Source organism: Caballeronia arvi, assembly GCF_001544695.2.
GTDB classification, from domain to species: domain Bacteria; phylum Pseudomonadota; class Gammaproteobacteria; order Burkholderiales; family Burkholderiaceae; genus Caballeronia; species Caballeronia arvi.
In genome coordinates this window covers 35,500-60,326 of record NZ_FCOM02000035.1, presented here as the reverse complement: position 1 = coordinate 60,326, position 24,827 = coordinate 35,500, and the positions used below count along the sequence as shown (strand labels likewise).

The 24,827-nt window shown below is 56.0% G+C and carries 25 protein-coding genes; 15 read left to right on the top strand and 10 right to left on the bottom strand.

The features are described from left to right. Nucleotides 1-807: 807 nt before the first annotated feature. From AWB74_RS29045 to AWB74_RS29035, 3 genes are all read right to left on the bottom strand, one after another. The gene (locus AWB74_RS29045) at nt 808-1,761 is read right to left on the bottom strand and encodes a Gfo/Idh/MocA family oxidoreductase (RefSeq protein ID WP_061150091.1); all 954 of its coding nucleotides are present in this window, start codon (nt 1,759-1,761) and stop codon (nt 808-810) included. Nucleotides 1,762-1,992: 231 nt separating this feature from the next. Beyond that, a complete protein-coding gene (dmpG, locus tag AWB74_RS29040) occupies nt 1,993-3,000 on the bottom strand; it encodes a 4-hydroxy-2-oxovalerate aldolase (RefSeq protein WP_061150090.1) in 1,008 nt (335 codons plus the stop codon). Between the two features lie 14 nt (nt 3,001-3,014). Next, nucleotides 3,015-3,959 (bottom strand): acetaldehyde dehydrogenase (acetylating), encoded by a 945-nt coding sequence (locus AWB74_RS29035; RefSeq protein ID WP_061150115.1) that lies wholly within the window; start codon nt 3,957-3,959, stop codon nt 3,015-3,017. A gap of 940 nt (nt 3,960-4,899) precedes the next feature. On the opposite strand from AWB74_RS29035, the gene AWB74_RS29030 reads away from it, so the two are divergent. The 3 genes from AWB74_RS29030 (at nt 4,900) to AWB74_RS29020 (ending at nt 8,559) form a co-directional block, all read left to right on the top strand. Beyond that, nucleotides 4,900-5,886, top strand: coding sequence for a DODA-type extradiol aromatic ring-opening family dioxygenase (locus AWB74_RS29030; RefSeq protein WP_061150089.1), 987 nt, complete (start codon nt 4,900-4,902; stop codon nt 5,884-5,886). Nucleotides 5,887-6,106: 220 nt separating this feature from the next. Beyond that, nucleotides 6,107-6,931: an aspartate dehydrogenase gene (locus AWB74_RS29025; RefSeq protein ID WP_061150088.1), complete on the top strand. Its 825-nt coding sequence runs from the start codon at nt 6,107-6,109 to the stop codon at nt 6,929-6,931. A gap of 356 nt (nt 6,932-7,287) precedes the next feature. Next, the gene (locus tag AWB74_RS29020) at nt 7,288-8,559 is read left to right on the top strand and encodes an MFS transporter (RefSeq protein ID WP_087039248.1); all 1,272 of its coding nucleotides are present in this window, start codon (nt 7,288-7,290) and stop codon (nt 8,557-8,559) included. A 448-nt stretch (nt 8,560-9,007) separates the two neighbouring features. On the opposite strand, the gene AWB74_RS45790 is transcribed toward AWB74_RS29020, so the two are convergent. Beyond that, nucleotides 9,008-9,223, bottom strand: coding sequence for a hypothetical protein (locus AWB74_RS45790; RefSeq protein ID WP_143749322.1), 216 nt, complete (start codon nt 9,221-9,223; stop codon nt 9,008-9,010). 77 nt (nt 9,224-9,300) lie between these two features. Here AWB74_RS45790 and AWB74_RS29015 point away from each other — a divergent pair, with 77 nt between their 5' ends. The 7 genes from AWB74_RS29015 (at nt 9,301) to AWB74_RS28985 (ending at nt 15,728) form a co-directional block, all read left to right on the top strand. After that, entirely contained in the window at nt 9,301-10,431 is a 1,131-nt protein-coding gene (locus tag AWB74_RS29015) for a porin (protein ID WP_235024712.1), read from the top strand. Between the two features lie 221 nt (nt 10,432-10,652). Continuing rightward, nucleotides 10,653-10,784 (top strand): hypothetical protein, encoded by a 132-nt coding sequence (locus tag AWB74_RS48230; RefSeq protein ID WP_268811211.1) that lies wholly within the window; start codon nt 10,653-10,655, stop codon nt 10,782-10,784. A gap of 634 nt (nt 10,785-11,418) precedes the next feature. Further along, entirely contained in the window at nt 11,419-12,579 is a 1,161-nt protein-coding gene (locus AWB74_RS29005) for a Rieske 2Fe-2S domain-containing protein (RefSeq protein WP_061150084.1), read from the top strand. 19 nt (nt 12,580-12,598) lie between these two features. After that, the gene (locus AWB74_RS29000; RefSeq protein WP_061150083.1) at nt 12,599-12,919 is read left to right on the top strand and encodes a non-heme iron oxygenase ferredoxin subunit; all 321 of its coding nucleotides are present in this window, start codon (nt 12,599-12,601) and stop codon (nt 12,917-12,919) included. A 29-nt stretch (nt 12,920-12,948) separates the two neighbouring features. Then, complete coding sequence (locus tag AWB74_RS28995; RefSeq protein ID WP_087039247.1) at nt 12,949-14,223, top strand: Rieske 2Fe-2S domain-containing protein; 1,275 nt, start codon at nt 12,949-12,951, stop codon at nt 14,221-14,223. Nucleotides 14,224-14,625: 402 nt separating this feature from the next. Next, a complete protein-coding gene (locus AWB74_RS28990; protein ID WP_061150082.1) occupies nt 14,626-15,042 on the top strand; it encodes a VOC family protein in 417 nt (138 codons plus the stop codon). A gap of 203 nt (nt 15,043-15,245) precedes the next feature. Continuing rightward, a complete protein-coding gene (locus AWB74_RS28985; protein WP_061150113.1) occupies nt 15,246-15,728 on the top strand; it encodes a bacteriohemerythrin in 483 nt (160 codons plus the stop codon). 212 nt (nt 15,729-15,940) lie between these two features. On the opposite strand, the gene AWB74_RS45785 is transcribed toward AWB74_RS28985, so the two are convergent. Next, nucleotides 15,941-16,189: a hypothetical protein gene (locus AWB74_RS45785; RefSeq protein ID WP_143749321.1), complete on the bottom strand. Its 249-nt coding sequence runs from the start codon at nt 16,187-16,189 to the stop codon at nt 15,941-15,943. A 259-nt stretch (nt 16,190-16,448) separates the two neighbouring features. Here AWB74_RS45785 and AWB74_RS28980 point away from each other — a divergent pair, with 259 nt between their 5' ends. The 4 genes from AWB74_RS28980 to AWB74_RS28965 are packed head-to-tail and all read left to right on the top strand — an operon-like array spanning nt 16,449 to nt 19,250. Beyond that, nucleotides 16,449-17,249 (top strand): aspartate dehydrogenase, encoded by an 801-nt coding sequence (locus AWB74_RS28980; RefSeq protein WP_061150081.1) that lies wholly within the window; start codon nt 16,449-16,451, stop codon nt 17,247-17,249. Nucleotides 17,250-17,262: 13 nt separating this feature from the next. Then, nucleotides 17,263-17,538, top strand: coding sequence for a hypothetical protein (locus AWB74_RS28975; protein ID WP_061150080.1), 276 nt, complete (start codon nt 17,263-17,265; stop codon nt 17,536-17,538). A 9-nt stretch (nt 17,539-17,547) separates the two neighbouring features. Beyond that, nucleotides 17,548-18,372, top strand: a complete 825-nt coding sequence (locus tag AWB74_RS28970) for a DODA-type extradiol aromatic ring-opening family dioxygenase (RefSeq protein ID WP_061150079.1) — start codon at nt 17,548-17,550, stop codon at nt 18,370-18,372. A gap of 35 nt (nt 18,373-18,407) precedes the next feature. After that, the gene (locus tag AWB74_RS28965) at nt 18,408-19,250 is read left to right on the top strand and encodes an alpha/beta fold hydrolase (protein ID WP_061150112.1); all 843 of its coding nucleotides are present in this window, start codon (nt 18,408-18,410) and stop codon (nt 19,248-19,250) included. Between the two features lie 128 nt (nt 19,251-19,378). Here AWB74_RS28965 and AWB74_RS28960 read toward each other — a convergent pair whose 3' ends face one another. The 5 genes from AWB74_RS28960 to AWB74_RS28940 form a co-directional block, all read right to left on the bottom strand. After that, the gene (locus tag AWB74_RS28960) at nt 19,379-20,059 is read right to left on the bottom strand and encodes a GntR family transcriptional regulator (protein WP_061150078.1); all 681 of its coding nucleotides are present in this window, start codon (nt 20,057-20,059) and stop codon (nt 19,379-19,381) included. A 516-nt stretch (nt 20,060-20,575) separates the two neighbouring features. After that, nucleotides 20,576-21,577: a LysR substrate-binding domain-containing protein gene (locus tag AWB74_RS28955; RefSeq protein WP_087039245.1), complete on the bottom strand. Its 1,002-nt coding sequence runs from the start codon at nt 21,575-21,577 to the stop codon at nt 20,576-20,578. Nucleotides 21,578-21,635: 58 nt separating this feature from the next. Then, nucleotides 21,636-22,460 (bottom strand): DODA-type extradiol aromatic ring-opening family dioxygenase, encoded by an 825-nt coding sequence (locus AWB74_RS28950; protein ID WP_061150076.1) that lies wholly within the window; start codon nt 22,458-22,460, stop codon nt 21,636-21,638. After that, nucleotides 22,460-22,717, bottom strand: a complete 258-nt coding sequence (locus tag AWB74_RS28945) for a hypothetical protein (RefSeq protein WP_143749320.1) — start codon at nt 22,715-22,717, stop codon at nt 22,460-22,462. Before AWB74_RS28945 ends, AWB74_RS28950 begins: the two co-directional genes overlap by 1 nt. 26 nt (nt 22,718-22,743) lie before the next feature. Beyond that, complete coding sequence (locus AWB74_RS28940; RefSeq protein ID WP_061150074.1) at nt 22,744-23,592, bottom strand: alpha/beta fold hydrolase; 849 nt, start codon at nt 23,590-23,592, stop codon at nt 22,744-22,746. Between the two features lie 423 nt (nt 23,593-24,015). On the opposite strand from AWB74_RS28940, the gene AWB74_RS28935 reads away from it, so the two are divergent. Then, nucleotides 24,016-24,807, top strand: a complete 792-nt coding sequence (locus AWB74_RS28935) for a 2-keto-4-pentenoate hydratase (RefSeq protein ID WP_061150073.1) — start codon at nt 24,016-24,018, stop codon at nt 24,805-24,807. Nucleotides 24,808-24,827: the final 20 nt, after the last annotated feature.

The following is a 24,827-nucleotide window of genomic DNA, read 5'->3' as shown; positions in this document are numbered from 1 at the left end:
GACGGTCTCTTGTGCAACTTTCCGGTTCAGAGCAAGCACAGCATATGTTGACGACGGACGGGTGCCGCGAGGGCACGGCGGGAAAGCGCACAGAAGAGACCGGTCTTTGCCTATCGGCAATCTGCGAGACCCGAGCGACGTTGAATCGGGTAATCATCGGGTGAATCGGTGAATCACGGCGAATAGAGGAGTATCGAGTGCGGCCGACTGAGCGCACACAGCGGTCAGCGACCGAGCGTCGTGTTGTTGGCCATCTTGACACGACATATCAGATCCGGGCCGACGTTCAGATCCGCGAGGGGTCGCCAGCGCGGCGCGAGCGTGGCCTGCCGGCTGTCCACTTGAGGATCAGGGGAGCAGCGTTGGGCGACCTCCACCACCTCGCCAAGGCGACATTGTCGACCCCACGACCTTCGGCCACGAGCATGGTCTTCGCGCCCTCGAAGTGCCTTCGTGCGCCGGAGGCCTCACGGCCGAAGCGGTCGACCAGCAGTACACTTTCGCTGCGTAGCGCGACCAGCCGCGAATCGAGAAACGAGAATCAAACCCGTCCGTGGTACGACGCAAACCGTTGGCGGGGCTCACCCTCTAGCGTGCCATTCAGCGCGCATGCAACGCGGAGGCAGCCAACGAGCTCACAAGTACGGCTGTGTGGATTGCACAGCCGGGGAACCGTGATCGCTCCGGCGTCAGAAGAACTGAATCTGTGGTCGCCCGGCGCTGGTCTGATTTTTGATGTGCATAGATGACATGTCGGCTCCTTAAACTCAACTGATGGACCGCCGATACGACCGTTGACCGGAGTGTTCAACTCAGTTGCTGCGCGAGCCGTTGCAATATCCGATAGCAGGGAAGCACACTTGCCACGCTCGCGTTCGGTTCGCGACGCTCACGGATTGCCGCGACGAATTCGCGATCTTGCCGCGCCACGCCGCTCAAAGAGGCCTCCGGCAAATGCAGTTCAACAGGCTCCCCCATGCCGTTGGTCAATGCGTCATAGCGTGCGATGTAGGTTGGGCCGTCGCCAATATAACGAAAGGTCGATCCCAATGGTCCGTCGTTGTTGAAACTCAACGACAACGTGCACAACGCGCCGCCGCGGCTTTTGAGCTGAATTGACATGTCGAGTGCAATTCCCAGCGTCGGATGGATCGGCCCCTGCAACGCATTCGCCGCAACCACCTCCTCGCCGCTCTGATACTGAAATAAGTCTACCGTATGAGCCGCGTGATGCCACAGCAGATGATCAGTCCAGCTTCTCGGCTGACCGAGCGCGTTCGTGTTGAGCCGGCGCAGAAAATGCGTCTGCACTTCGAGTTGGCGCAACGAGAACTCGCCTGCGCCAATACGCTCGTGCAGCCAATGGTGCCCCGGATTGAAACGTCGCGTATGCCCACACATTGCAATTAGCCCCGTGCGCTGTTGCCAGAATCCGACGCTTTCAGCATGATCGATCGATTCCGCCAGGGGAATTTCGACCTGCACGTGCTTGCCGGCCTGCAGGCAAGCGATAGCCTGGGCTGCGTGCAACGGTGTTGGCGTACACAGGATCACCGCGTCAATCTCGGGCCGAGCTAGCATCTCATCGAATTCGACGCCGGCCTGCGCAATCCCATAACGACCAGCGATCTCACGTGTCTGCTGCAAATCCTTGCCCACGAGCGACACCACTTCCGCGCCGTTCAAACTCGCAATTGCGTCCAGATGCTGAACCCCGAACGCGCCGGCGCCGACCACAGCGATCTTGAGCGGTTTTGTCACGCGTCCTCCAACACCAGTAGGCCTTAGGCCGTGTTCGACGCAGGTTCGTGTAGAAACAATGAACCTGACGTGCGCCTTCATTCATGGCACCGCGCGTTATGAGACACATGATGATCTAGGGCCGCTCAGATCCAGTCTCGCGCGACAGTTCGCTATGTTCGATTTTGTGAGCGACAACGGATTTCCCACCAGTGGACATCGAGCCATTGCCGCTTGTACCGCCCACTCTGGCTATCGCGTGAGATCGAGTGCGACGTCGACGATCATGTCCTCCTGCCCGCCCACCATACGACGCCGTCCGAGTTCAATAAGGATTTCCACCGTCGACACGCCGTACTTTTGCGCAGCGGTTTCGGCGTGACGCAGGAAGCTGGAGTACACGCCCGCATAGCCGAGCGCTAACGTTTCGCGGTCGACACGAACCGGCCGGTCCTGCAGCGGACGCACTAAGTCGTCGGCGGCATCCATCAACCCTCGAACGTCGCAGCCATGGTTCCAACCCATGCGCTCAGCGACCGCGGCGAAGACTTCCAGGGGGGCATTGCCCGCGCCAGCGCCCATGCCGGCCAGGCTGGCATCTACGCGATCGCAGCCTTCTTCCACCGCCACCACTGAGTTGGCCACACCGAGACTCAGGTTATGGTGTGCATGAATACCGATCTGTGATTCCGCTTTCAGCGATTCGCGCAGCGCGCGCACGCGATCACGCACACCGTTCATGGTCAGTGCGCCGCCGGAGTCCACCACGTAGATACAAGTGGCGCCGTAGCTTTCCATCAACTTCGCTTGTTCGGCCAGCTTTTGCGGCTCCGTCATGTGACTCATCATCAGGAAACCGACGGTGTCCATGCCGAGATTGCGTGCGCATTCGATATGCTGGCGCGCGGTGTCTGCCTCGGTGCAATGCGTCGCTACACGCACGACCCGTGCGCCGGCATCGTACGCGGCGTGCAGATCATGCACAGTGCCAATACCCGGCAGCAGCAACGTAGCAATCTTGGCACGGTTGACGACCTCCGCAGCGGCAGCGATCCATTCTAGGTCGTTGCGGGCGCCAAAGCCGTAGTTGAAGCTCGAACCGCTCAAGCCGTCGCCATGCGCGACCTCGATGGAATCGACGTTCGCAACATCCAGCGCTGCGGCAATCGCCTTGACGTTCTCGATGCTGTACCGGTGTCGGATGGCATGCATGCCATCCCGCAGCGTGACGTCAGAAATATATACTTTCTTTGTGCTCATTCTGTTCCCCGTTCTTAGGCATGCACACTGAGTTGCGTCTGCGCCATGCGCTCGGCACACGCCAGTGCCGCAGATGTCATGATGTCGAGATTGCCCGCATAGGCCGGCAGGTAGTGTGCGGCACCTTCGACCTCCAGATAGATGGAAGTCTTGAGGCCCGTTGTCAAGCCGATGCCCGGCAGGTTCAGCGCTTGGTCGCCTTCAAAGCGGTCGAATTGAACGGACTGCTTGAGCCGATAGCCCGGCACATACGACTGCACTTTCTTCACCATGTCATGGATGCTAGCCTCGATACGTTCCTGGTCAGCCAGGTCGGAAAGCGTGAACACCGTGTCGCGCATGATCAATGGCGGCTCGGCCGGATTCAGAATAATGATGGCCTTTCCACGGGTGGCACCGCCCAACACTTCGATGGCGCGCGAGGTGGTCTCGGTGAACTCGTCGATATTGGCGCGGGTACCGGGGCCGGCCGACTTACTGGAGATCGACGCCACAATCTCGGCGTAGTGAACCTTGGCAACCTGCGATACCGCGGCGACCATGGGGATGGTCGCCTGCCCACCACAGGTCACCATATTGATGTTGGTGGAGTCGAGCTGTTGATCCAGGTTGATGGCCGGAATCACATACGGACCGATAGCGGCCGGTGTCAGGTCAATCACGCGGACGCCATGTTCCTGCAACTTCGCATTGTGGTGTTCGTGCGCACCGGCCGACGTCGCGTCGAATACCACGCGGATGTCCTTAAATTCCGCCATCTCCGACAGCCCGTCGATACCACCCGCCGTGATGGGGACGTTGAGACGAGCGGCGCGTGCGAGGCCGTCTGATGCGGGGTCGATTCCGACCATCGCGCCCATTTCCAGATGCTTACCGTGCCGCAAGATTTTGATCATCAGATCGGTGCCGATATTACCGGAACCAATGATGGCGGCTTTAATCATGTTGCTTTTCATCATGAACTTCCTCCGTATGCTTGCGCCGAGCATTGCGGTCCCCTTGCTTGAAATGGAGGCGACACGCGTGGCTCTTGCAGGTGCAGCGGATATTATTGACCTACCTAGCAACTGTCAATATATGAGTTTTACTCTCTCATGTCCGGAGTAGACCTAATGAGTTCGTCGCGTGGATGGGGAGCGCTCGAGCGCTGACATCGGCTTTGATAGATCAGTTTTTGCGTGCATATGCAGCAGCTTCGAGACACGTTTAGACGCACTTCTCGATGCGTGAGTTTTCCTGTTGCATAGGGGCTTTTAATTTCGGTTGTTGTGTGGCGCGTGTCGCACTACTCTGCGGGATCGGCTAGAGAAAAACTGAGCATGCGGCATCGGTTTAATTTCCATAACGGACGCAGTGCGAACGGGGTGGTGGTGCAGATGCGCCGCGTTGACCGCGTCGAAGGCCATGCACTTAGAATATCCACGACGTGATAGAAAGTTTTTTTGATATGTATACAGTGCACATTGTGCCGTATTAGCATGTTCGAGGGTGCACGGGGGAAATGTTGGGTGAACTTCGAGGATCGCAACGGGCGATTTCCGAGATTTGAGGGGCGTGTGCTCCCGTTAGGCGACGAAGCCGGCCCGGAGTGTCTTGCCTCCAGCGTGGGGTCGCCCGGAGCCACAGCATACCCCACAAAATGGCCAGGCAGTTCAAACGACAGCGGGTCGGATCGATATTGCCCGACACCAGCAGTGGTATCGGGCCCGGTCGTCTGCCGCAGTCGTGGAGGGCAGGTTGCCTCTATAAAAGTTATCGGATCATTCCCGATATTGACGAGCCGCTACCGAGGCAATGTGTGCAGCGTCATTGAGGTGTCGAGAACAGGGGAAAGTAAATTACACCATTCCCCGTTCCATGTGCGCGGTGACTATTCGCGCTTAAACTACGGAGAACCCTATGGCAAAGATTGTGATGGGAATTGGCTCCTCGCATAGCCCAATCCTCTTAATGAAGCCGCCCGCATGGTTGGTCCGCGGAGCAACTGATGATCAAAATCGTCACGCGCTTCATGACGATACCGGAACACGGGTGAGCTACAGCGAGTTGCTCGCCAAGGCGGACCCGGCGATTCTCAACGAAATTACGCCTGAGAAACTGGAACAACGGCATGCTCAGAATCAGGCTGCAATAGCACGCTTAGCTGAGTTACTCAGTGAGGCAAAACCGGACATGGTCGTTATCATCGGCGATGATCACAAGGAGGTTTTTCAAGAAGACAACATGCCCGCGTTGTCGATTTATTGGGGTGAGACATTGCCATATGAGCCGAAGGGCATCATGAAGTGGAAATACGATCCGGACCTCGATCAAGAGCTTTGGTATCCGCAGGGGGCGAGAGACTACCCTGTGGCAACCGCACACGCTGAGCGTTTGATTCGCGGCATGATGACCGACGGCTTCGACGTAGCCCAATCAAAGTATTTCAAAGACGGGCAGACGATGAGTCATTCGTTTGGATACATCTATCACAAGCTAATGACTGACGGGGCTGTGCCGGTGATCCCCGTTACCATCAATACCTACTATCCGCCTAACAACATTACGCCACTCAGAGCGTATCAGATCGGCCGATCGATCCGTCAGCAGATCGAGTCGTGGGACGAAGACCTGCGCGTCGCGGTCGTGTCGACTGGAGGATTGAGTCATTTCGTGGTCGACGAAGCATTCGATCGCGAATTTCTGGAAAAACTCGCGCTTGGCGGCGAGCAACTTCATGCTAATTTGCCGTTGGAACGGTTACAGTCGGGCAGTTCGGAAGTTCGTTGCTGGTCTCTTTTGGCCGGCGCGGTCGACGGAATGGAAATGTCACTCATCGACTATGTGCCGTGTTACAGAAGCCCCGCAGGAACGGGTTGCGGGATGGCATTTGCTACGTGGTCGTAGAACGAGCGCCGCCGCGCAGATAGTTGTGCAAGACCAAGATGAGCACTGAGTTTCCCAAGTGCTAGATGCATGAGAAACGATGCTTGGCCCCGTGCAAAAAAATGCGTTGTGGCGAAATTTTGGCCTTAATAGCATTTGATTCAACGAAGGGATTCCACCACGTCGGCTGCGGTGGTACCTGCGAGCGGGGCAAGGCACCAACAAGTTACAGAGAGCGCTTATGCACAAAGAAGCAGATGGTCGAACGCTGAAAGTTGGCATCGCTGTATTGGGAACAGTCGGAAAGTCGTTAGCGACGTCCCTGGATCAGACACTTCCAAGTGTCGAACTGGTTGCTGTTGCGGCTCGAAATGCACAGGCTGCAAAGGAGTGGCTCGCGCGATTGACGACCCAACCAAAGGTAGTTGGCTTTGACGCAATGGCCGAAATGTGCGACGTAGTAATCGAATGCGCTCCCCCACATCTGTTGCCAGAGATAGCGGTGCCGGTTTTGACGGCCGGTAAGGAACTTGTTGTGTTGAGTTGCGGTGGGCTCCTCCATCGACCGGAACTCATCGAACTGGCAGAAACGCACGGCGGTCGGATTCATGTTCCGACCGGTGCGTTGCTTGGCCTGGATGCAGTGGCAGCTGCGGCAGAGGGCGAGATCACGTCGGTCAAGATGGTGACGCGTAAGCCATTGAAAGGCTTGCAGGGCGCACCGTTTCTGAAGGAGCAGGGAATCAGCATTGATCAAATCGCCGAGCGAACCTTAGTTTTTTCGGGTTCGGCTCGTGAGGCGATCAAAGGATTTCCGGCAAACCTGAACGTTGCCGTGGCGCTTTCTCTTGCCGGGATTGGACCGGATCGGACGATGCTCGAAATTTGGGCGGACCCGGAGATCACGCGCAACATGCATACCATCACCGTTGAATCTGACGCGGCAATGTTTTCGATGTCGATTGAAAACATTCCTACGGACAATCCGAAGACTGGCCGCATCACCGCGCAAAGCGTTTCGGCTTTGGTTAGGAAGCTGTCAGCGCCGCTGCGAGTAGGTACCTGACAATCATTACACGAGGGCGCGGAGTCGAGCATATTAGTGCTAGGCGCCTTTAGAGCCTATGGTAGACGTGTCTTGATACTTCACTCACAACCGGACGCGCCATTCCCCTCATTTTAGTATTAGGCTAGGGTTTTCCATTAAATCATAATCTGTTGATCTGTGGCAAGAGACAGTGGTGCTGGTTTGTGTTTTGATCACAAAAAAATCAAAAAACTATAGGTGCAAACACTTTTAATTGAGCCCGCGAACATTTGCCACAACTTCGCACGGTTCTGTAGGACTTTGCGCGGAGATTGGTCGCCAATTAAAGATTTTCGAATCGATTCGATTTTAGGATATTAACGGAGGAGAATTTCATGTTGACTTCGCCAATACCATTCAGTCGTCGGGACTGGATGTTTGTCATATTGGGCATGTTCGGTGTGGCGGTTTCGGTTGTTCCGGTCGTGATTTTTGCATTCGGCGCATTCATCAAACCTTTGTCGCACGACTTCGGCTGGGGGCGCGGCGCAATTTCTGCGGCGTTCACGTTCCTGCTCGTTGCAATGGCGGTCGCCATGCCAGTGGCCGGCACGGTGATCGATCGTTACGGTTCGAAAGTACCTGGCGTCATATCGCTGGTGCTCTACGCAGCGGGTATGGCTACTCTGCCAACCCTTCTGCAACGCTTCGGGCTGAATGGGCTTTATTCTGCTAGCTGCTGGATCGGTGCGACGGGAGCGGTATCCAGTTCGATTGTGTACACCAAAACTGTATCGCGCCGCTTCGACAGTCATCGTGGTCTTGCGCTGGGTATTGTTACTACAGGTGTTGCAGTGGGCGCTGCATTGACACCTCTGCTGGCGACGTATCTAATCGGCCACATCAACTGGCAAGCCGGATTCTATGGACTGGCGTTACTGCCTGTCGTCATTGGCGTGCCAATTATGCTCACGATCGGCGAATCCCGAAGTTTGTCGAATGCGCCTGCTGTTACTGCGACTGTCAGCGCAGACACTTTAGAATCCGAGAGCAAACACTTCCGCGGGATAGCTTTCAGCTCAACCTTCTTGGTATTAGTTGCGACGTTTCTGATCTCGGCAATGGCAATCCACGGTATTCAGCTTCACCTATTGCCTATTTTTAGCGATAAAGGGTTCCCTCCGGTCGTCGCAGCTCAATATTATGCATACTTCGCGTTTGTGTCACTTGTCTCGCGACTAGTTTCGGGCTACCTCGTTGATCGATTTTTTGCACCCTATATCGGGGCACTCAGCTATTCGTTGGCCGCTATCGGGATCGTGGTTTTTTCACTTCCATCAGTGCCTATTACAGCGCTTGTCACTGGCGCATCGCTGCTTTGGATTGCGGCTGGTGCTGAGAGTGATTTGCTGGCAATTCTCGCAAGCCGCTACTTCGGCATGAAGGTTTTTGGACGAGTTTACGGTTGGCTGTATGCAGCCTTCTTGGTCGGAAGTGCGGTGGGGCCGTTCGTCCTGGGAACGATGTTCGATAAAACCGGAAGTTATCACAGCGCACTAATCGCCTGTGTAGTCGGCTTGATCTTGACAGTATTGCTGCTCTTTTTGCTTCCGAGTTTTCCTGGTAAAGAAAAAGTGTCTTTCCTGAAAAAGCTGACGAGGGCCTAACCGACTTCACGAGGCTGACCTTGGGTCGGCCTCTCGTGAACGCAGTTACAACTTTTAAATCGAGGATGCAATTGCGTTGCACCAGCTGTTAGCCTCTCGAAATGTTCAAAATTAATCGAATATACGATCAAAAGATTATGCTGTCGGCTTCGTGTGTCTGCAGTGAGGTGGAAATGCGAAGGTTGTCGAATCACAGGCAACGTCAGCTTCCAAAGCGCGCTCCTAATCCGACGAAATCCGGTTGGCGTTTGCTCTTTCACTAAGCGGTCGAGCCTCCGCAAGGCTCAGCGATTTTCATTGATGACGAGAGGATGAATGGCCCGACCGGCTCGGATCCCCGTGCATGTAAGTATCGCCACTTATCGCAACCAGCGAAGAAGGATATTGCCGAGCTATAACGCCGAAGTTCTCCTGACTATGCGAGAAACATTATGTTTCATATTGAAGGCTATTTCGGAAGGTGGAGGGTCGACATTTCGGTCAATGGCGAAACGTTGAATTGTAATTTCGAGTAGTGGTGGCATCCGGGAGGATGATTCAGCATATGGCCACGTCCCTGAAAACCGGCGTTGGAAAATTTTGAAGTTGGCAAGCGCATTTCGCTGAAGTCATTTTCGGCGATGGATTTCATTGCAACACCGATGTTCGAAAACGCATCGGCCACGATAAAAGTGCTTCTTTCTTAGACCACGTTTGCGATCGATTTAACGGGAAGACCCCATGAAACGAGTTTGCTCTGCAATGTTGTTGACATCGGTTATCGCCTCCCCGGCGGCATATGCCCAGTCGTCTCCGTCGAGCAGCGTCACGCTGTACGGCCTCGTGATGGGAGGCCTGATCTACGCAAATAACTCCTTGAAAGGACCGTCGGTGTCGACGGCGACCGGTCCAAGCAGATGGGGCCTCAAAGGCGTCGAAGATCTGGGAGGCGGCCTGCGTACGCTCTTCACACTCGAAGGCGGTTTCAACCCGAATACCGGCTCAATGTCCCAAGGCGGTCGTGAATTCGGTCGTCAGGCGTTTGTCGGCTTGCAAAGCGATACGCTCGGCGTGGTCACATTCGGCCGTCAGTACGACCTCACGCAAAACTGGCTCGCCCAATATTCCGCGGCACTGAAGTGGAACGGCTATGCGGCGTCTATCGGCGATAACAACAATTTCAACTTCCAGTTCCGCACGAGTAACGCGGTGAAGTATTTGTCGCCGAATTATAGTGGGCTGCAGGCGGGCCTGATGTACAGCTTCGGTGGTGTGGCCGGCAGCTTCGGCAATCAGAGTGCCTTAAGCTTCGGGCTGAACTACGCCAATGGTCCGCTGAGTCTCTCAGCTGCGTACATGCGCATGAACCATCCGTCACTGGCGGCGCCCGAGGGCATCTGGAATACGGCGCTGTTCCCGTCGATCACCGCGCAGTCGCCGACGTTTGCGTACGCGCTTACGCCAACGAATATGGAACTTTATGGAGGCGGCGGATCCTACGTGCTCGGTACGACAACTGTCGCAATGGTCGTCACGCATAGTCGTTTTGACAACCTTGGTGTGAGCCAACTTGGCCTCGCGACGGCACGCGCTGGCTTCACCAACATTGAAGCCAATGTGAGCAAATACGTTACGCCGGCTTACCAGGTCGCACTCGACTATATCTACACCATGGGCAAAGTTCAGCCAACCGAGTTCGCACCGAAGTATCATCAGATCTCACTGTTCAACAATTACTCTTTGTCGAAAAGGACGACGTTGTATCTCGTCGGAATTTTCCAGCTTGCCGCCGGTGATGCGCAGCATGCGAACATCGAATACGCGAGCCCTGCTGGCGCGTCAACGACCAAAAGACAGGTGGCAGTCACGGCCGGCATGTTTCACCGCTTCTAACCCCGGCGATGCGTTGCGACCCGCAGCAGTCTCTGATGAATCACTGGGTGCGGGAGGCAACCTCCGCTTGAGCGCAGGAAGTCGGTTGATATATTTGAGCGACAAAATTGCAAATCGCGGAGCTCGCATGTCAGTGAAATCGTCGGGTATGCACTCGGCCCAGCAACACACAACGTGACGGCGCGCTAATAGCGTCAACGAATATGCAGCAAGAGGTCATCATGTTCGATAAGACATCACTCGATCAATTCTCTCTTCTCGATGAGCTTCCGTCGACCACGCCGGTATGGCATCCCTTCGTACCGCATCGGACAGATGCCAAGCAAGATTCCAAACAGGACGTCGAGCTCTGAACGAGAGGCGCGGGAATAGGGCCCGCGCGTTTTTTCATCAACCGCCCGCGCCGATTTCGCCCACGATGTATAGCAGTCGCAGCGGTCCTTGCGGATCGCCGCATTCGCACCGCATGTTGCGCATTGGCGGCCGTGCATCTAGGGAAGACGACCACTTCGAGGCATTTTCTGCTTCATCGGTTACAGCCGCCGGATGCGCGCTGCGGCTTCCTCAATTCAATCGCAATCAAGTACCGTCGCGCGTCCTTGCGCGTGAGGGTGCCGATCGCGCGGCGATGAAGAAGCTTTTGAATCGCATACGCCCGCGCTGCGAATTCCGAATCGTGCGGCGCGGACTGAGATGGCCGTCGAGACGCTCGACGTCGCCGAGACGTGCCTGTCCGCGAGCCCACGAAACCTTGCGCATTACCCTATGCGTGCGCGAGCAAGGACCATGTTGATGCGTTTGGCGGACGTGCTTTAGGCGAGGACACATGAGGAATTATGCGTCCATGCCCTGAGCATAAATCGGTTGTCGCGGGAATATCGACCGCGTAATTTAGCTGATGAACCATGTGCAAAGTGCAGTCTTGGTGTCCGATTGCATACAGTACGCAATGGTAGAAACCTAATCTATTGTCTCCAGGAGATCACTATGGAAGCCTCCAGCAGTTTTGTCGATGAAGCCCTCCTGAATCGCGTTCCGCGGTGGAATAGATACCTAGAAGCGAAGCTTGGTTTCCGGAACCACTGGTATCCGGTCCTTCTTTCGCGCGATATTACAGAGGCGCAGGTCGTGCCAACGACCGTCTGCGGCGAAGAGATTTTGCTCAAGCGTATCAAGGGGCAGGTGAAAGCTTTGCGCAACCGCTGCTTGCACCGGGGTGTGAAATTTTCGGAAAAGGTGGAGTCCTATACCGAGGACACCATCACGTGCTGGTATCACGGTTTCACCTACAAATGGGACGACGGGAAGCTTTGCGACATTTTGGCCTCACCCGATAGCAAGGCAATCGGGCGTCGCAAGGTGAAGACCTATCCTGTGCAGGAGGCGAAGGGGTTGGTTTTTGTTTTCGTGGGCGACGACGACGCAAAGGTGCCTCCGCTATCCGAGGATGTACCGCCGACATTCCTTGATGAAGACCTGTGCATTCAGACCGCGATCTACGAAGTAGATTCCAATTGGCGCGTGGGCGCCGAAAACGGTTTTGACGGACTGCACGTGTATATCCATCGCACTTCGGAGCTCGTCGAGAATACCAAGCGTTCTTTGCCGATCGGTCACCTCGCAGACTCGTCGAAGCTCGACATCTTGGAGACGGACGGCGAGCCGAAGGGCATTTATGACCTTTTTGCCCACCATGTCAGCGTGTGGGAGGGCAAGGTCAAAGGCCAAACGGTTGTGACTGGGATAAAACGGGAATCCGACAAGCCGACGCGAACCACAGCCGCTTCGATCTGGCTGCCGTGCTCGCTGCGTGTCGACAATTTTCCTGACCAAGGGATCAACCAATACGAATGGTACGTCCCGATTACGGCCGATAAGCATCTGTACGTCATCACGTTGGGCAAGTATGCCGCTTCTGACGAAGAACGCGCAGCGTTCGAACACGAGTTCTGGTCGCGATGGAAGCCAGTGAGCTTAGAAAACTTCAACGCGCAAGATGTCACCGCACGCATCGCGCTTCAGAAGTTTTATCGGAATGACAATGCGTGGCTCGACGAGATGCTGATTGAGGGCGATACCCCGATCATCAAGTGGCGCGAGCTGTGTCATCGCCACGCGCGTGGCGTACAGAAACCCGAGCACATGTAATTGATCTGGAGGCAGTGTGATGGCTGAAAAGATTTTCCTGTGCCGCCGCAGTGACATGAGCAACGGAACCATGCGCCAAGTATGTCCGAGTGGCGTAGATGTGGAACTGGCGGTCTACAAGGTCGACGAGAAGCTTTACGTTACAGACGATTTGTGCACGCACGGCATGGTGTCTCTGACCGGTGGCGATCTCGAGGGCACCACCGTGTATTGCCCACTGCACGGAGGGGCCTTCGATGTGTGTACCGGTAAGGCCACGGAGAAGCCTTGCACTACGGCGCTTCGGACGTACGAAGTTGTCGTTGAAGACGACGACATCTTTTGTCTGTACGGCGAGTAGCGGACCCCCAACATCCCCCGGAGTGAATCATGTTTACCCAAGAAGATAATGAGCGACTGTGCCGGGTTGGCCCCGGTCAGCCTATGGGCGAAGCGTTTAGGCGCTTCTGGATCCCTTTCTTGCTGCCCGAGGAACTGACTGCAGACGGCGCACCGCTGCGTGTGCGCCTTCTCGGCGAAGAACTAATCGCCTTTCGTGATACTGAAGGTAAGCTGGGCTTGCTCGACCGCTACTGCCCGCACCGGCGCGTAGACCTGTTCTTTGGCCGCAACGAACAGAGCGGGCTGCGTTGCCCGTATCACGGCTGGAAGTTCAACACGGAAGGCAAGATTCTGGAAATGCCGGCCGAGCCCGAAAACACGCAGATGTTGCAGGACACACGCATCAAGAGCTATCCGATCATTGAGTGGGGGGGTGTGATCTGGGCCTACATGGGCGATCCGGCGCATCAGCCTGAGAAGCCGCCGTTGATGGAATGGGCGACCGTGCCTTCGACGCACCGCTACGTATCAAAGCGCCTCCAGAGGACGAACTATGCCCAGGGCGTGGAAGGCGGCATTGATTCAAGTCACGTTGGCATCCTCCACGGCCGCCTCGATCCGGAAAAGGAGCATTTGCCGTTCCGGCAGAAGCAGGTTTCGCCAGTCACAACGGTGCCGTATCTGGCGATGGACACGGCGCCCAAATTTTTCGTGCGCCCTACCGATCACGGGATGACGATCGGGGCGCGGCGCAACGCGTCCGAAAACGAGTACTACTGGCGCATCACGCAGTTTTTGCTACCGTTTTACACCATGATCGCGCCTCAGCAAGACAATGGCACCGTCATGGGACATTCGTGGACGCCGATCGACGACCATAACTGCTGGGTGTTTACGATCACCTGGAATGGACGGCGACCGTTATCGGCGGAAGAACTGAGCTATAGCACGGTGCATACCGAAACGAAGGACGATGGGAGCTATGAGCCTCTAGTGGGTGCGGCCAAAGACTACGGCATTGATCGCGAGATACAGCGTTTGCACACGACAACCGGTATCGATGGTATCGGGCTGCAGGACACCGCCGTGCAGGAAAGCATGGGTCCGATCGTGGATCGCTCGCTTGAGGTACTCGGCTCAGGGGACGCGGCCATCGTCCGGTTTAGGCGTATGCTGCTTGCTGTCGCCGATGAGCTGGAAAAAACCGGCGAGGTTTCGGCGGCAAATAAGCCCGAACTCTACAAGGTGCGCTCCGCAGGTGTCGTGTTACCTCATGGCGTCGACTTCCAAGAGGGGGCCGCGGAATACATACATGTGAAATGACAATGGCGGTCAGGGACGTACCGTAACCGCGCTTCATGTGTGACATGTACGTGCTGCTTTGCTGGCACTGCCTGGTATTGAGATGCTGTGGCCGATGCATTAATGACGGTTGCGCACGCGGGCAGGCCGGTGAAGTGCCTTGAGAAAGGGCATAAACGATTCCTGAGATACCATCTTCGAAACGACTGGGTCGGTCCGTTGCGTGATCGACCCCGATGACGCGGCAATGGCCGAAGCGCTGCAACCGGTAAATGTGGCGCACGTCTTGAACGTCGTAGTAGTACCTTGGTGACGTGATCGCGAACACAAGTTCGGATATCTTCCGGTACGGATGAGCCCCGATAACTTCATCAAGGCGGCCTTGCGCCGTCACTAAACTTTTTTGCGTCAGGAGTGTGAATCATGCAGGCAGCCCCATTTCATCTCGCGTTTCCCGTCCATGACTTAGAAACGGCGCGCCATTTCTACGGCACCGTTCTGGGGTGTGAAGAGGGCCGCAGCAGCGATCACTGGATCGACTTCTCGTTATTCGGCAATCAGATTGTGACACACCTGTGTGAAAACGCCGCTGACGCTTCGAACAGCGACGTCGATGGCCACGGGGTGCCGGTTCCACATTTTGGCGTCGTCTTGTCGATGGAAGTTTTCGACGCGCTCGCGCAACGGGTTCGCGAAGCGGGGATCAAGTTTGCCCTTGAGCCGCAGGTTCGCTTCAAGGGACTGGTGGGCGAGCAGGCGACGATGTTCTTCAAGGATCCGTCGGGCAATGCGCTCGAATTCAAGGCATTTGCTGACATGAGCCAGTTGTTCGCGAAGTAGGCGGCACTTGGAACGTCCATTCACGACAACATGATCGACAAACTGTCCGTTTGTCTAAGATTCCGCACGAAGTCTTCTAGATAGTACGTCAAGAGACCGCCAAAGAAGGCTGGTGCGTTCGTAACCAGCATGACGAGATGCAATTGACGCTCATGAATCCGGTCTCTTGAAGCTGTGGGTGAAACAAAGTGAACAATACTGCTATGAAAAGCGTGGCACATCGCGACGCGAGTGCGCCAAGTTTGGCAAGTGATGCGGATCTAACTTGGAGTGACGCCCGACTACTCGGTTTTGGGCCGATGGATGATGAGCATCGCGAGTTCTACGACGTCACGCTCATGCTCCTACTTTGTGACGGGGCCGGCGCGCTTGCGGCGATCGATGCATTCGAGGCGCATGCGATCAAGCATTTCGGCAAGGAAGACGAGTGGATGCAAGCGACAGGCTTTCCACCGCGTAGTTGTCACATGGATGAGCATGCGGCAGTGCTTGAATCGGTCCGTCAAGTTCGACAGGCGGTAGCTGATGGCCGGGCGGGCGCGGAGGACGTGCATGATCTCGGTGCGCATCTTTTTGAATGGTTTCCCGGCCATGCTGACTACCTAGACTCTGCGCTGGCGGCATGGATGAGCAAAAAGACGCACGGTGGCAAGCCGGTTGTCCTGCGCAGAAAGCTTGACCTTTAGTCTCCGATCGCCGCGAGGCACGCTTCATAAACGCGTGAAGCCCTCTCGATTGGTCGAATGTGCAACTGCGGCTCGGGCTGTGGAGAAATAGTCGCTCGGTGCGAACTTGTGCATACGACGACAGGCCCGGATTTCGGTCGCGGCTTTGAATGGCGGATTCTTCAAGCAGCCAGTCGCGCATCGCGAGGACTGCGGGATCGTGCAGGTTCGTCTCACGCACCACCACGAAATATTCTCGGGCGCTTGGAACGCGAGGTAGCGCCGGGCTTGACAGACTGGCGCTGTCCTCGAGGCTGTCGTAGTTCACCCTCGGCATCAGCAGCCGTATTGGTTTTGCTTTCAAGCCCATGCCCCAGTATCGAGACGATGAACCGGTAGCTCAGTTCCTTGAGATCGATGGTCAGCAGGCAAGCGGCTTCCAGCCTGTCATGCCCGAAGCCCATTGCCCATGCGTAGCGCACCCAGACAGGCTCGGTAAGTCTGTCGTTGTTGTCGATGCTGGAGGCCGCCCAGCAGATGCTCGATCACCCGGCGGTATCGTTAAGCGCCATTTTGGGCTATGTCCAATCGGATCCGACCCATGACTGAGACGAATGCGTCGCCCTCAACTAAATGGTTTGTCGTGCTGTTTGAGGGCTTCTACCATCGTTTTAGTTCCTTGCATTGTGAAGGAGAGTTGGACCAATTTTTTATTGCAGGAAGAAGCGAATGCAAAGACGAATGACGAAGGTCGGTATCGCGGGACTGGGCGCCGTTGGCAAGCGAGTGGCCGCAGCGATCGATAGAGGGGTGCCAGGCGTAAGTCTGGTCGGGGTGGCCGCGCGCGACGCGGACGTAGCCGGTGCGTGGCTGGAGCAGCTTCAAAGCCGGCCGCGTCTAATGTCTTTCGACGAAATGGCGCAGGAGTGCGACGTGATCGTCGAGTGCGCTCCACCGGCGTTACTGCCGGGCATCGTCGAGCCTGCACTGCGGGCTGCAAAGACTGTGGTGGTCCTAAGCTGTGGCGCGCTGCTGGCGCGCCCGGACCTGATCGATCTCGCGCGCGAAACGGGTGGCCATATACAGGTGCCAACCGGCGCCCTGCTGGGTCTCGACGCGGTGACGGCGGCAGCGGAAGGAAAGATTTCGTCGGTGCAAATGGTCACGCGCAAGCCGGTAAAAGGCCTTGTAGGTGCGCCATTTTTGAACGAAAACCGGATCGACATCAGCGATATAAAGACGCCTTTGAGGGTCTTTGCCGGAACGGCGCGCGAGGCGGCGGTGGGCTTTCCTGCCAATCTTAACGTGGCGGTGGCCCTTTCGCTGGCCGGAGTCGGACCGGACGCCACACAGCTCGAGATATGGGCCGATCCAGCACTGACGCGCAATACGCATACGATCGTGGTCGACTCGGACTCCGCCCGCTTCGAGATGACCATCGAGAACATCCCGACCGAGAACCCGAAGACCGGTCGTATCACGGCGCAGAGCATTGTGGCTGCGCTGCGGAAGATGGGCGCGCCGCTTCGCGTCGGCACCTGATGAGCCAAGCGCTATGAAACCACCAGTCGAACTTCACCGTCTGATTTCGGCGGCGCTGAAAAACAAAGAGCTGGCAGCACAGCTGCGTTCTAGTCCGGACGAGGTGTACGCCGCATATCGTGTGCCGCGCTGTCAGCAGGCACTCCTGAAGGGGGACCTCTCCGAGGCGATGGAACAGCTCGGCGTTCATCCGAATCTGCGCCTCAAGTTTCTCGCGCTACGCGGACTGCTTCAACTGAAGCCTGCGTCTGTCGCGCCTTTTCTCGATTCACTAGAAGAACGGCACTGAGGGGAATCCATGGGACGAATTGTTAGCGCAGCGGCTACTTCTCACACGTTTGGTGATTCCGAGGGCGAAGCGGAGGCTATTAGCCGGGTGTGTACCGGCATGGCCTCGATCGGCAGGGCAATTGCCGACAGCCGGCCAGACGTTCTCGTGGTCGCTTCGAGCGATCATCTCAACAATTTTACGCTCGACGCACAGATCCCACTGGCTATCGGGATCGCCGACGAGTACCAGCCGCTGGGGGACATGGGCATGCCTCGCACCCCCGTTCGTGGCAATCGCGAGTTCGGTCTTGGCTTTGCCGCATTCTGCGCGCAGGCCGGGTTTGACCTGACACCCGTTGAAAACGTTCTGCCCGACCACGGCGTTGCATTCCCGAACGCGTTCAGCAATCCGGACGCTAAGGCGGCACTGGTGCCGCTGTATCTGAATACTGTGATGTCACCAACGCCGTCGTGTGCCCGGGCTTATGCACTGGGCGTGGCGCTGCGAACTTACGTCGAAGAGGAGCGCTCGGCGCAGGAGCGCGTTGCCGTCATCGGCAGTGGAGGACTATCGCACTGGATCTGCCATCCCCGTTCTGGCGAGGTCAACGAGAAGTGGGATCGGTACGTCATCGATCGCCTGGCTTCCGGGAACGGCTCGGAGCTTACGAAGTTCACGCGTGACGACATCTTAGAGCAGGGTGGCAATGGGGGGCTAGAAATTGCCGCGTGGGCGTTCATTGCCGGTGTCGCTGGGACTGCGCGCGGACGCGAAATCTACTACGAGCCGCTGACCTCTTGGTGGACCGGCATGGGCGGCGTCCTGATGGACACCGACAATGAAACTCCATAAGTTGTTGATGCAATTATCTTTTGGACATGATCGTGATGAATGAACTGAAACTGCCCGGCTGGGCCGAAGACGCTTCCCGTACCGTCACAGTGGATGGCGTCGAGACACATTACTTGGAACTTGGCGACGGCCCGGACCTGATTCTGATTCATGGTGGCGGTCCGGGCGCTGACAGCTGGGGCAACTGGCGTGCGTGCCTGCCCGAATATGCGAAGAACTTCAGAGTTATCGCCTACGACATGCCTGGATTCGGCCGGTCGGCGAAGCCGTCACCCGACACGTATGCTTATGACCAGGCAAGCCGTAACCGTCATCTAACTGGTCTTATTGAGACTCTGAAGCTCGCACCCGTCAGCGTGATTGGGAATTCGATGGGCGGCGCGACCTCATTGGGCGTGTGTATCGAGCGCCCTGAGTTGGTCGGCAAGCTTGTCCTCATGGGCAGCGCTGGCCTCGCGATCAGTAATCCTGATCCGACTGCAAAGGCAACCTTAAGGCGCTACGACTATACGCTGGAAGCAATGCGTGCAGTGATGCAAACTCTGACCGGTTCCCGCTTCAAAGTGGAAGACGAAGTCCTGCAGTATCGTCACGCGTTGATGCAGGATCCCGCTGCCCAAGCCGCCATCACCCGGATCGCGCGATCCGATCTGACCTATCCCGAAGAACAAATCGCAGCGGTGAAGACGCCGACGCTCGTGGTCGCAGGAAAGGAAGACAAGATCGCCGTGCCAGCGCGCAATGTCCGCTATCTCGAGTTGCTTGAAAACTCGTGGGGAGTGTTTATTCCGCACGCCGGTCACTGGGTCATGATGGAAACGCCGAAGCTTTTCGTCGACGTGACGACCAGATTCCTTCTGGAGGATTGGGAGGAGTAAGCATCTAGGCAGGGGGTGGTCCAGCGCCGTCTTCTTTTTAAGGAGGACGGCGCTTTTAGCTCTTGGGTCCAGAGCAGGAGGATGAGTTCCTCCCCGGGGCGGTCGCAATCGTCTGTGGCGTGTACGTATCAAACCGTAGGTTTCGTTTGTGCGTTCCTAGACCCGGACGGGTCAGTCGCGATCAGTAGCTCAATATATTCTTTCGCTACGCGAGTTGCAGCTTTCGCATCTCGGGTCTCGATCGCCTTCAGAAGTAGTCCGTTGTGCTCAATTGCGGTTTTGCGATTTTCGTCCTTCTTGAAATATTCATTACGCACGAGTAAAAATTGGTCTTCCAGGACGGCGCACACACGCGATAGGGCGGTGTTATGGCTCATTTCCAGTAACAGAGTACGGAATTGATGTAGCGCCGTGACAAAAGGCACGAACTTTGCCGTCTCGGCGGCTTTCGTCAGTTTTTTGTATGTAAGACGCAGTTCTTCAATCTGTTGGTCCGTCCCGTTTCGGGCCGCATGGGCCGCGAGCGATGGATCGAGTAGCAGTCTGACTCCCATGCGCTGAACGAAGTCCAGTGGGGTATCAGCCATCAGTGCGTAGCCGCGGTCCGTTTGCGCGACCAGTCCCTCCCGTGCGAGTTGAAAAAGTGCCTCCCGAACCGGCGTCCTGGAGACGCCGTACCGCTGGGCCAGATCGAGTTCGACAAGACGGGTACCTGCCGCTAAAGTTCCGCTGAGAAGATCTTCCCGCAACAACTGATAAACCTGATCGCGCAACCGGTCGCTCTGAATAATTCTACGTGTGCCGTTCATATGCTTTGATAAATTGATTCGGAAAATCGGATAACCGAGGCGACAATGCTTGCTGACCTGTTCTCTTTCAAATCAGGCGCTCGAAGTCTCCATGTATGTAATCAATCGTTCACGACGTGACAGCTCACATTGCGCTAACCGACGCTCTCGGCTTCAATTTACGGGCGCTGCGGGACAGCGAGTACGTGCCACAATCTCTGCATTTTAGCAATATCTTCGAAAAACAATTCTGGCTTTGGAGTCGATTGTAGCGGTCCGGCGTACGTGGCCGACAGTGCAGGAGAGAATAAAGCCCCGATGGAGAAGTTGCCCTAGCTGCAGCGCTTTGTTGAGCGTGCAACGATTGCGCTCGAACGAGGGCTCTCCGCGCTTGAGTGCCTCACCGAGCGTTCTAATCCGGCATGGCGACGGTTCGCTTTAGATGGCCTTCCAGGGTCGCCGAGCGAGCGAGCGCCCCGCCGTCGCGCATGCGTGATCCCGCGTCGTAATCGAGGGTTAGATTTTTTCTAACGACGACTACGGCGCTGACTGAGTGAGCTGCCCCGCCTCTTCAGCAATCCACTCGCACAGCAGTCGGACGGCCTGATCTCCGAGTGCATCCTCACGGGCTAGGAGATAGTACGCGCCGGCGCTGGGAAACTCGCCAGCTAAAGGCATGAACAAGTCGCCGCGATTATCACATTTTTCGAAAATAATGCGAGGAACGAGAGCGACGCCTTTGCCATGTTTTGCGGCTTGTAACGCCATGAAGAAATGCCCAAAGTCGAGCATTTCAATATCGTCGGACAACTGCAAATCATAACAGGCAAGCCAATCTATCCAGGCGTAGCGGCGGCTTGCCATATTGATCAATCGAAACTTCAGCACGTCGGCTGGCTTCTCGATCGGCCCAACCTGATCAACCAGGCCGCGGGAAACGATAGGAACCAATACATCGGGAAACAGCGGCTCGATATGCAGACCGTTCCAGCTATCGGTCATGTTGAGATCGATTCGTGGCGCGCGCCGGTCGTGCCTAGTGTTTGGAACTTTACCAACCCGAATCGCGACGTCAGCTTCGTTATTTAGCAGATCGACAGGTTCAATTGATGAAACCAAACGCACTTCGATATCTCGATGACGCTCAGTGAAATCTGAGAGTCTTGGAATTAGCCAATAGGTTGCGAGGCTTGGCAAGACATCGAGAGTTAGCACTCGATGCGTGTCCCGTGTGGCGACGTTGGTCGCTTTAGAAATAAGTGTTAACGCCTGTTGCACTGATGAAAAGTATTCCTGGCCAAGTTGGGTCAGTTCAATTTTTCGAGTCAAACGGAGAAACAGCGGATGACCAAGGAAGCTCTCAAGTATTCTGATATGGCGGGAGATCGCCCCTTGTGTGAGATGCAGCTCAGTACCCGCTTTTGTGAACGAAAGGTGCCGGGCAGATGCTTCGAATGCACGCAAGGCAAGAAGTGGAGGAAGCCGATATTTCATGATTGCACCCAGTTCAACACTAATGTTCAGACTCAGAATGCCCATTGGCTATCGCCTTGAGTCGATCGGAAGATCGAATAACATGACAACCGCTATCGGGGCGTTAGCTATCTTCCGGCGTCGCAAATAGCTGAACACCGCCCATGCCGGTATCCCATTTCTTAATCGGCTCGTAGTAGATAATCTCTCCGACCGCACGGCCGAGGGAACCCGCCATTAATAACCATGCTGTGAGTTCGAGGCCTCCATTTCCTGTCTCGTTCTCCAGCTCTTCGGTACTAAGACGGGCCAGTACGTCAGAGTGGCCCTCGACCATGGCATTCAAGAAGCGTCGGTCAAAATCTGCTGCGATCCGACCTTGCCCTGGTACACGCAACCAGTGCGACATGCCGCCACTGCCGACGACAACAACCCGCTCACTGCCTGATCGCGCATTGTTGACCATCTTTCGCAAGACATCACCCAGCGCAAAACTCCGTGCGGGAGAAGGGGGAACCGGCATATTGCTGTTGATATATATGAGTACGGTGGGGATTAAATCCGTCGGATCCACAGCAAGCTTTGTCAGCGCCATGCCGTGATCGGGTCGCACCTCTTCCACTTGCACCAGATCGAAGCCGCATTCGGCTGCGTAGCGAGCCAAACTTTCTCCAAAATCCCGATGACCGCGGAAGGGCGTCTGCGCAATCCCCATGTCCCCGAGTGGAACATATTCATCCGCGACACCGACCGCAAGTGTGACTTGCTGACGCAGCGTAAAATTGTTCGCGTGGTCACTGCCGGCAATCACCAGAACGTCCGGCTTTAAAGCGTGGAGACGGCTGCGGATTTCAGTCATGCCTTGAAGAACGCGCTCTGCTTCCGCTTCGACGCTTTCCGGAGAAAACAGAACGTGAGAGGTGGCGAAACCACCAACGATTTGTCCCATTACGATTGTCCAGTCAAGCGGGTAAGAAAAGCCGACAGCGCTCCCTTGCCGTTTCCTCCAGCGGGACCTCTAACACACGCGCGCAAAAATTTCATCTGCAAATTCGGATGCACTCCGAGCTCGGCCATCGCTTCAATTGAGCTAACTTCAAGAAGGGCGCATTCGCGTGCAGTGAGACCATAGCGTTGATAGACCACTGGGCGATTCGCTCGAAATGCATGCAGGATCATCGCGTTGGAATTAATGTCCTGAATCATCCTGTGAATTCGGTACGGCCCCAGCTTCATACGGCAACCTTAAAAATTTGGTCGTTGAAGAAAGCGGTTGTAATAGCCACGAATGCTTCAGGTGCTTCCATCATCACCCAGTGATGGACATGGGGAAGAACAAAACCCCACGAGTTCGGCAGCAGCTCGAGATATCCGTACGTCCGGGCGAGAACCGCGACCTGATCCTCCTTGCCGCCGACCACTAGCGTGGGCGTCTTGACACCCGAAATCTTTGCGTCGTCGTAGGTCAGCTTGCCGCCGCGTACCGCGTCCATTGCTGCACGGGCTTCCGGAGTCGAAACCAACGCATAGCGATAAGCCACCATCTCTTCGTCGATTGGAAAATGCGGGCCGCCAAGCGCCCTCATCAATCGACGCATTCCGTCATGCGTGTGGTCATACGACGTAAGGCGAGCCCGAAGCTCCGGATTCGGGTTAGAAATGGCGAGGCCAGCGCTACCCATCAGCACTAGGCGGCGCACCTTTTCTGGGTGATCGATGACGAGTCCAAGACTCGTCGCTCCGCCCATCGAATTCCCAATCAGGTCGACGTCTCGCAGATTCAGTGCGGTCAGAAAGCCTGCCAAATGCCGGTTGCGCGAGGCCTGATCATATGGGTATACGGCAGGCGACGGTTTGGCGCTACGTCCAAATCCTGGCATGTCAGGCACAATGACGCGGAAGTTCGTCGCGAATCGCGCAATGCAACTACTCCAGTTGCCCCAGCCGTCCGCGCCTGCTCCCCCGCCATGCACCAGAACCAGTGGCCGGCCGTTGCCGGACTCCAGATAATGGGTCAACAGGCCATCCACGTCTACGTAATGGCTTTGATAGCCTGCGGCCTCACTGGTCTTAAAGCTCATCGCATCTCCTCAGCTTTTTTGAATGTCGCGTTCGGACGTTTGGAAACGTCCCCACCACGCATCAAGGGATGCATCACATTCTAATATTCAGAAGATTTCATGATGCCGTCGTGTCTTGAAGCGCGAGACGCACTATGTGCACTGTATGCAGTACACAATCTGTCGTCAAGTAGTTTTAGCATCCTGCTGTTTGCAAGCCATCGTTGGGCATTGCTCTTCTGACTCGGCCCGCCGAGCGGAGCGTCGAGTCTTGAGGAAGGCTCCGAACCTGTTGCGAACGCATTCCAAAAGATGCGCCTTACCATGAAAATTAAGCGTACGTGGGTTGTTGACTTAATGTGTACTGTACACAAAACTACAGGTGCAGCGCATGTTGCATGGAAGGCAGCACCTTTCGTGCGTATCAAGACTATGGAGAGCTGAATGAGTATCGCCGGATTGGAACTCGATATTGCGTCGCGCCTCAGGGCTGCCTATCACAATGGCCAGATTCAGCCATTTTCTGCGGAGGTCGAGAACAGCATCGAATCGGCTTATCGCATTCAGGACCAAAATACTGATCATGCGTTGAACAAAGACGGCCGGACAATCGTTGGACGAAAGATCGGCTTGACGTCCCTCGCAGTCCAGAAACAATTAGGGGTCGATCAACCCGATTATGGTGTCCTGTTTGCTGACATGGCGATCGACGACGGTCGCAACACTACGGTGACTGGTTTGCTGCAGCCAAAAATAGAAGCTGAGATAGCGTTTGGATTCAAGCGAGACATGAATGATAGTAAGGTCGACTTGGCAGATCTGATCGCGTCGATTGAGTGGGTCGCCCCCGCTCTGGAGATAGTCGACAGTCGGATCGCGGACTGGCGGATTGGAATCGTTGAGACAATTGCGGATAACGCGTCATCAGGGCGCTTTGTGGTGGGAGGCAGAACGCCTTTTTCATCGACCATCGATGTCATCGGCTGCGAAATGACTCTCCACGAAGGGGCGGAGCTTGTATCGAGTGGTAACGGCGCAGCATGCATGGGAAGTCCGTTGTCGGCGACTCTTTGGTTAGTTCGAAAAATGGCGGAGGTGGGTCGACCGGTTCGCGCTGGCGAACTGGTTTTGAGCGGCGCGTTGGGCCCAATGGTGAAGCTGCGTAGCGGTCAGCAATACCAGGCGGTGGTCGACGGCCTGGGGGGGGTTTCAGTGTCATTTGGTTGCGACTGCTGAATCGAGATGTCGGCAAGCTC

Coding starts and splice junctions, on each gene's coding strand:
- dmpG (WP_061150090.1), bottom strand. CDS start 3,000: ATGAGCACAAAGAAAGTATATATTTCTGACGTCACGCTGCGGGATGGC.
- AWB74_RS29035 (WP_061150115.1), bottom strand. CDS start 3,959: ATGATGAAAAGCAACATGATTAAAGCCGCCATCATTGGTTCCGGTAAT.
- AWB74_RS29030 (WP_061150089.1), top strand. CDS start 4,900: ATGGCAAAGATTGTGATGGGAATTGGCTCCTCGCATAGCCCAATCCTC.
- AWB74_RS29025 (WP_061150088.1), top strand. CDS start 6,107: ATGCACAAAGAAGCAGATGGTCGAACGCTGAAAGTTGGCATCGCTGTA.
- AWB74_RS29020 (WP_087039248.1), top strand. CDS start 7,288: ATGTTGACTTCGCCAATACCATTCAGTCGTCGGGACTGGATGTTTGTC.
- AWB74_RS29015 (WP_235024712.1), top strand. CDS start 9,301: ATGTTGTTGACATCGGTTATCGCCTCCCCGGCGGCATATGCCCAGTCG.
- AWB74_RS48230 (WP_268811211.1), top strand. CDS start 10,653: ATGTTCGATAAGACATCACTCGATCAATTCTCTCTTCTCGATGAGCTT.
- AWB74_RS29005 (WP_061150084.1), top strand. CDS start 11,419: ATGGAAGCCTCCAGCAGTTTTGTCGATGAAGCCCTCCTGAATCGCGTT.
- AWB74_RS29000 (WP_061150083.1), top strand. CDS start 12,599: ATGGCTGAAAAGATTTTCCTGTGCCGCCGCAGTGACATGAGCAACGGA.
- AWB74_RS28995 (WP_087039247.1), top strand. CDS start 12,949: ATGTTTACCCAAGAAGATAATGAGCGACTGTGCCGGGTTGGCCCCGGT.
- AWB74_RS28990 (WP_061150082.1), top strand. CDS start 14,626: ATGCAGGCAGCCCCATTTCATCTCGCGTTTCCCGTCCATGACTTAGAA.
- AWB74_RS28985 (WP_061150113.1), top strand. CDS start 15,246: ATGAAAAGCGTGGCACATCGCGACGCGAGTGCGCCAAGTTTGGCAAGT.
- AWB74_RS28980 (WP_061150081.1), top strand. CDS start 16,449: ATGACGAAGGTCGGTATCGCGGGACTGGGCGCCGTTGGCAAGCGAGTG.
- AWB74_RS28975 (WP_061150080.1), top strand. CDS start 17,263: ATGAAACCACCAGTCGAACTTCACCGTCTGATTTCGGCGGCGCTGAAA.
- AWB74_RS28970 (WP_061150079.1), top strand. CDS start 17,548: ATGGGACGAATTGTTAGCGCAGCGGCTACTTCTCACACGTTTGGTGAT.
- AWB74_RS28965 (WP_061150112.1), top strand. CDS start 18,408: ATGAATGAACTGAAACTGCCCGGCTGGGCCGAAGACGCTTCCCGTACC.
- AWB74_RS28960 (WP_061150078.1), bottom strand. CDS start 20,059: ATGAACGGCACACGTAGAATTATTCAGAGCGACCGGTTGCGCGATCAG.
- AWB74_RS28955 (WP_087039245.1), bottom strand. CDS start 21,577: ATGGGCATTCTGAGTCTGAACATTAGTGTTGAACTGGGTGCAATCATG.
- AWB74_RS28950 (WP_061150076.1), bottom strand. CDS start 22,460: ATGGGACAAATCGTTGGTGGTTTCGCCACCTCTCACGTTCTGTTTTCT.
- AWB74_RS28945 (WP_143749320.1), bottom strand. CDS start 22,717: ATGATTCAGGACATTAATTCCAACGCGATGATCCTGCATGCATTTCGA.
- AWB74_RS28940 (WP_061150074.1), bottom strand. CDS start 23,592: ATGAGCTTTAAGACCAGTGAGGCCGCAGGCTATCAAAGCCATTACGTA.
- AWB74_RS28935 (WP_061150073.1), top strand. CDS start 24,016: ATGAGTATCGCCGGATTGGAACTCGATATTGCGTCGCGCCTCAGGGCT.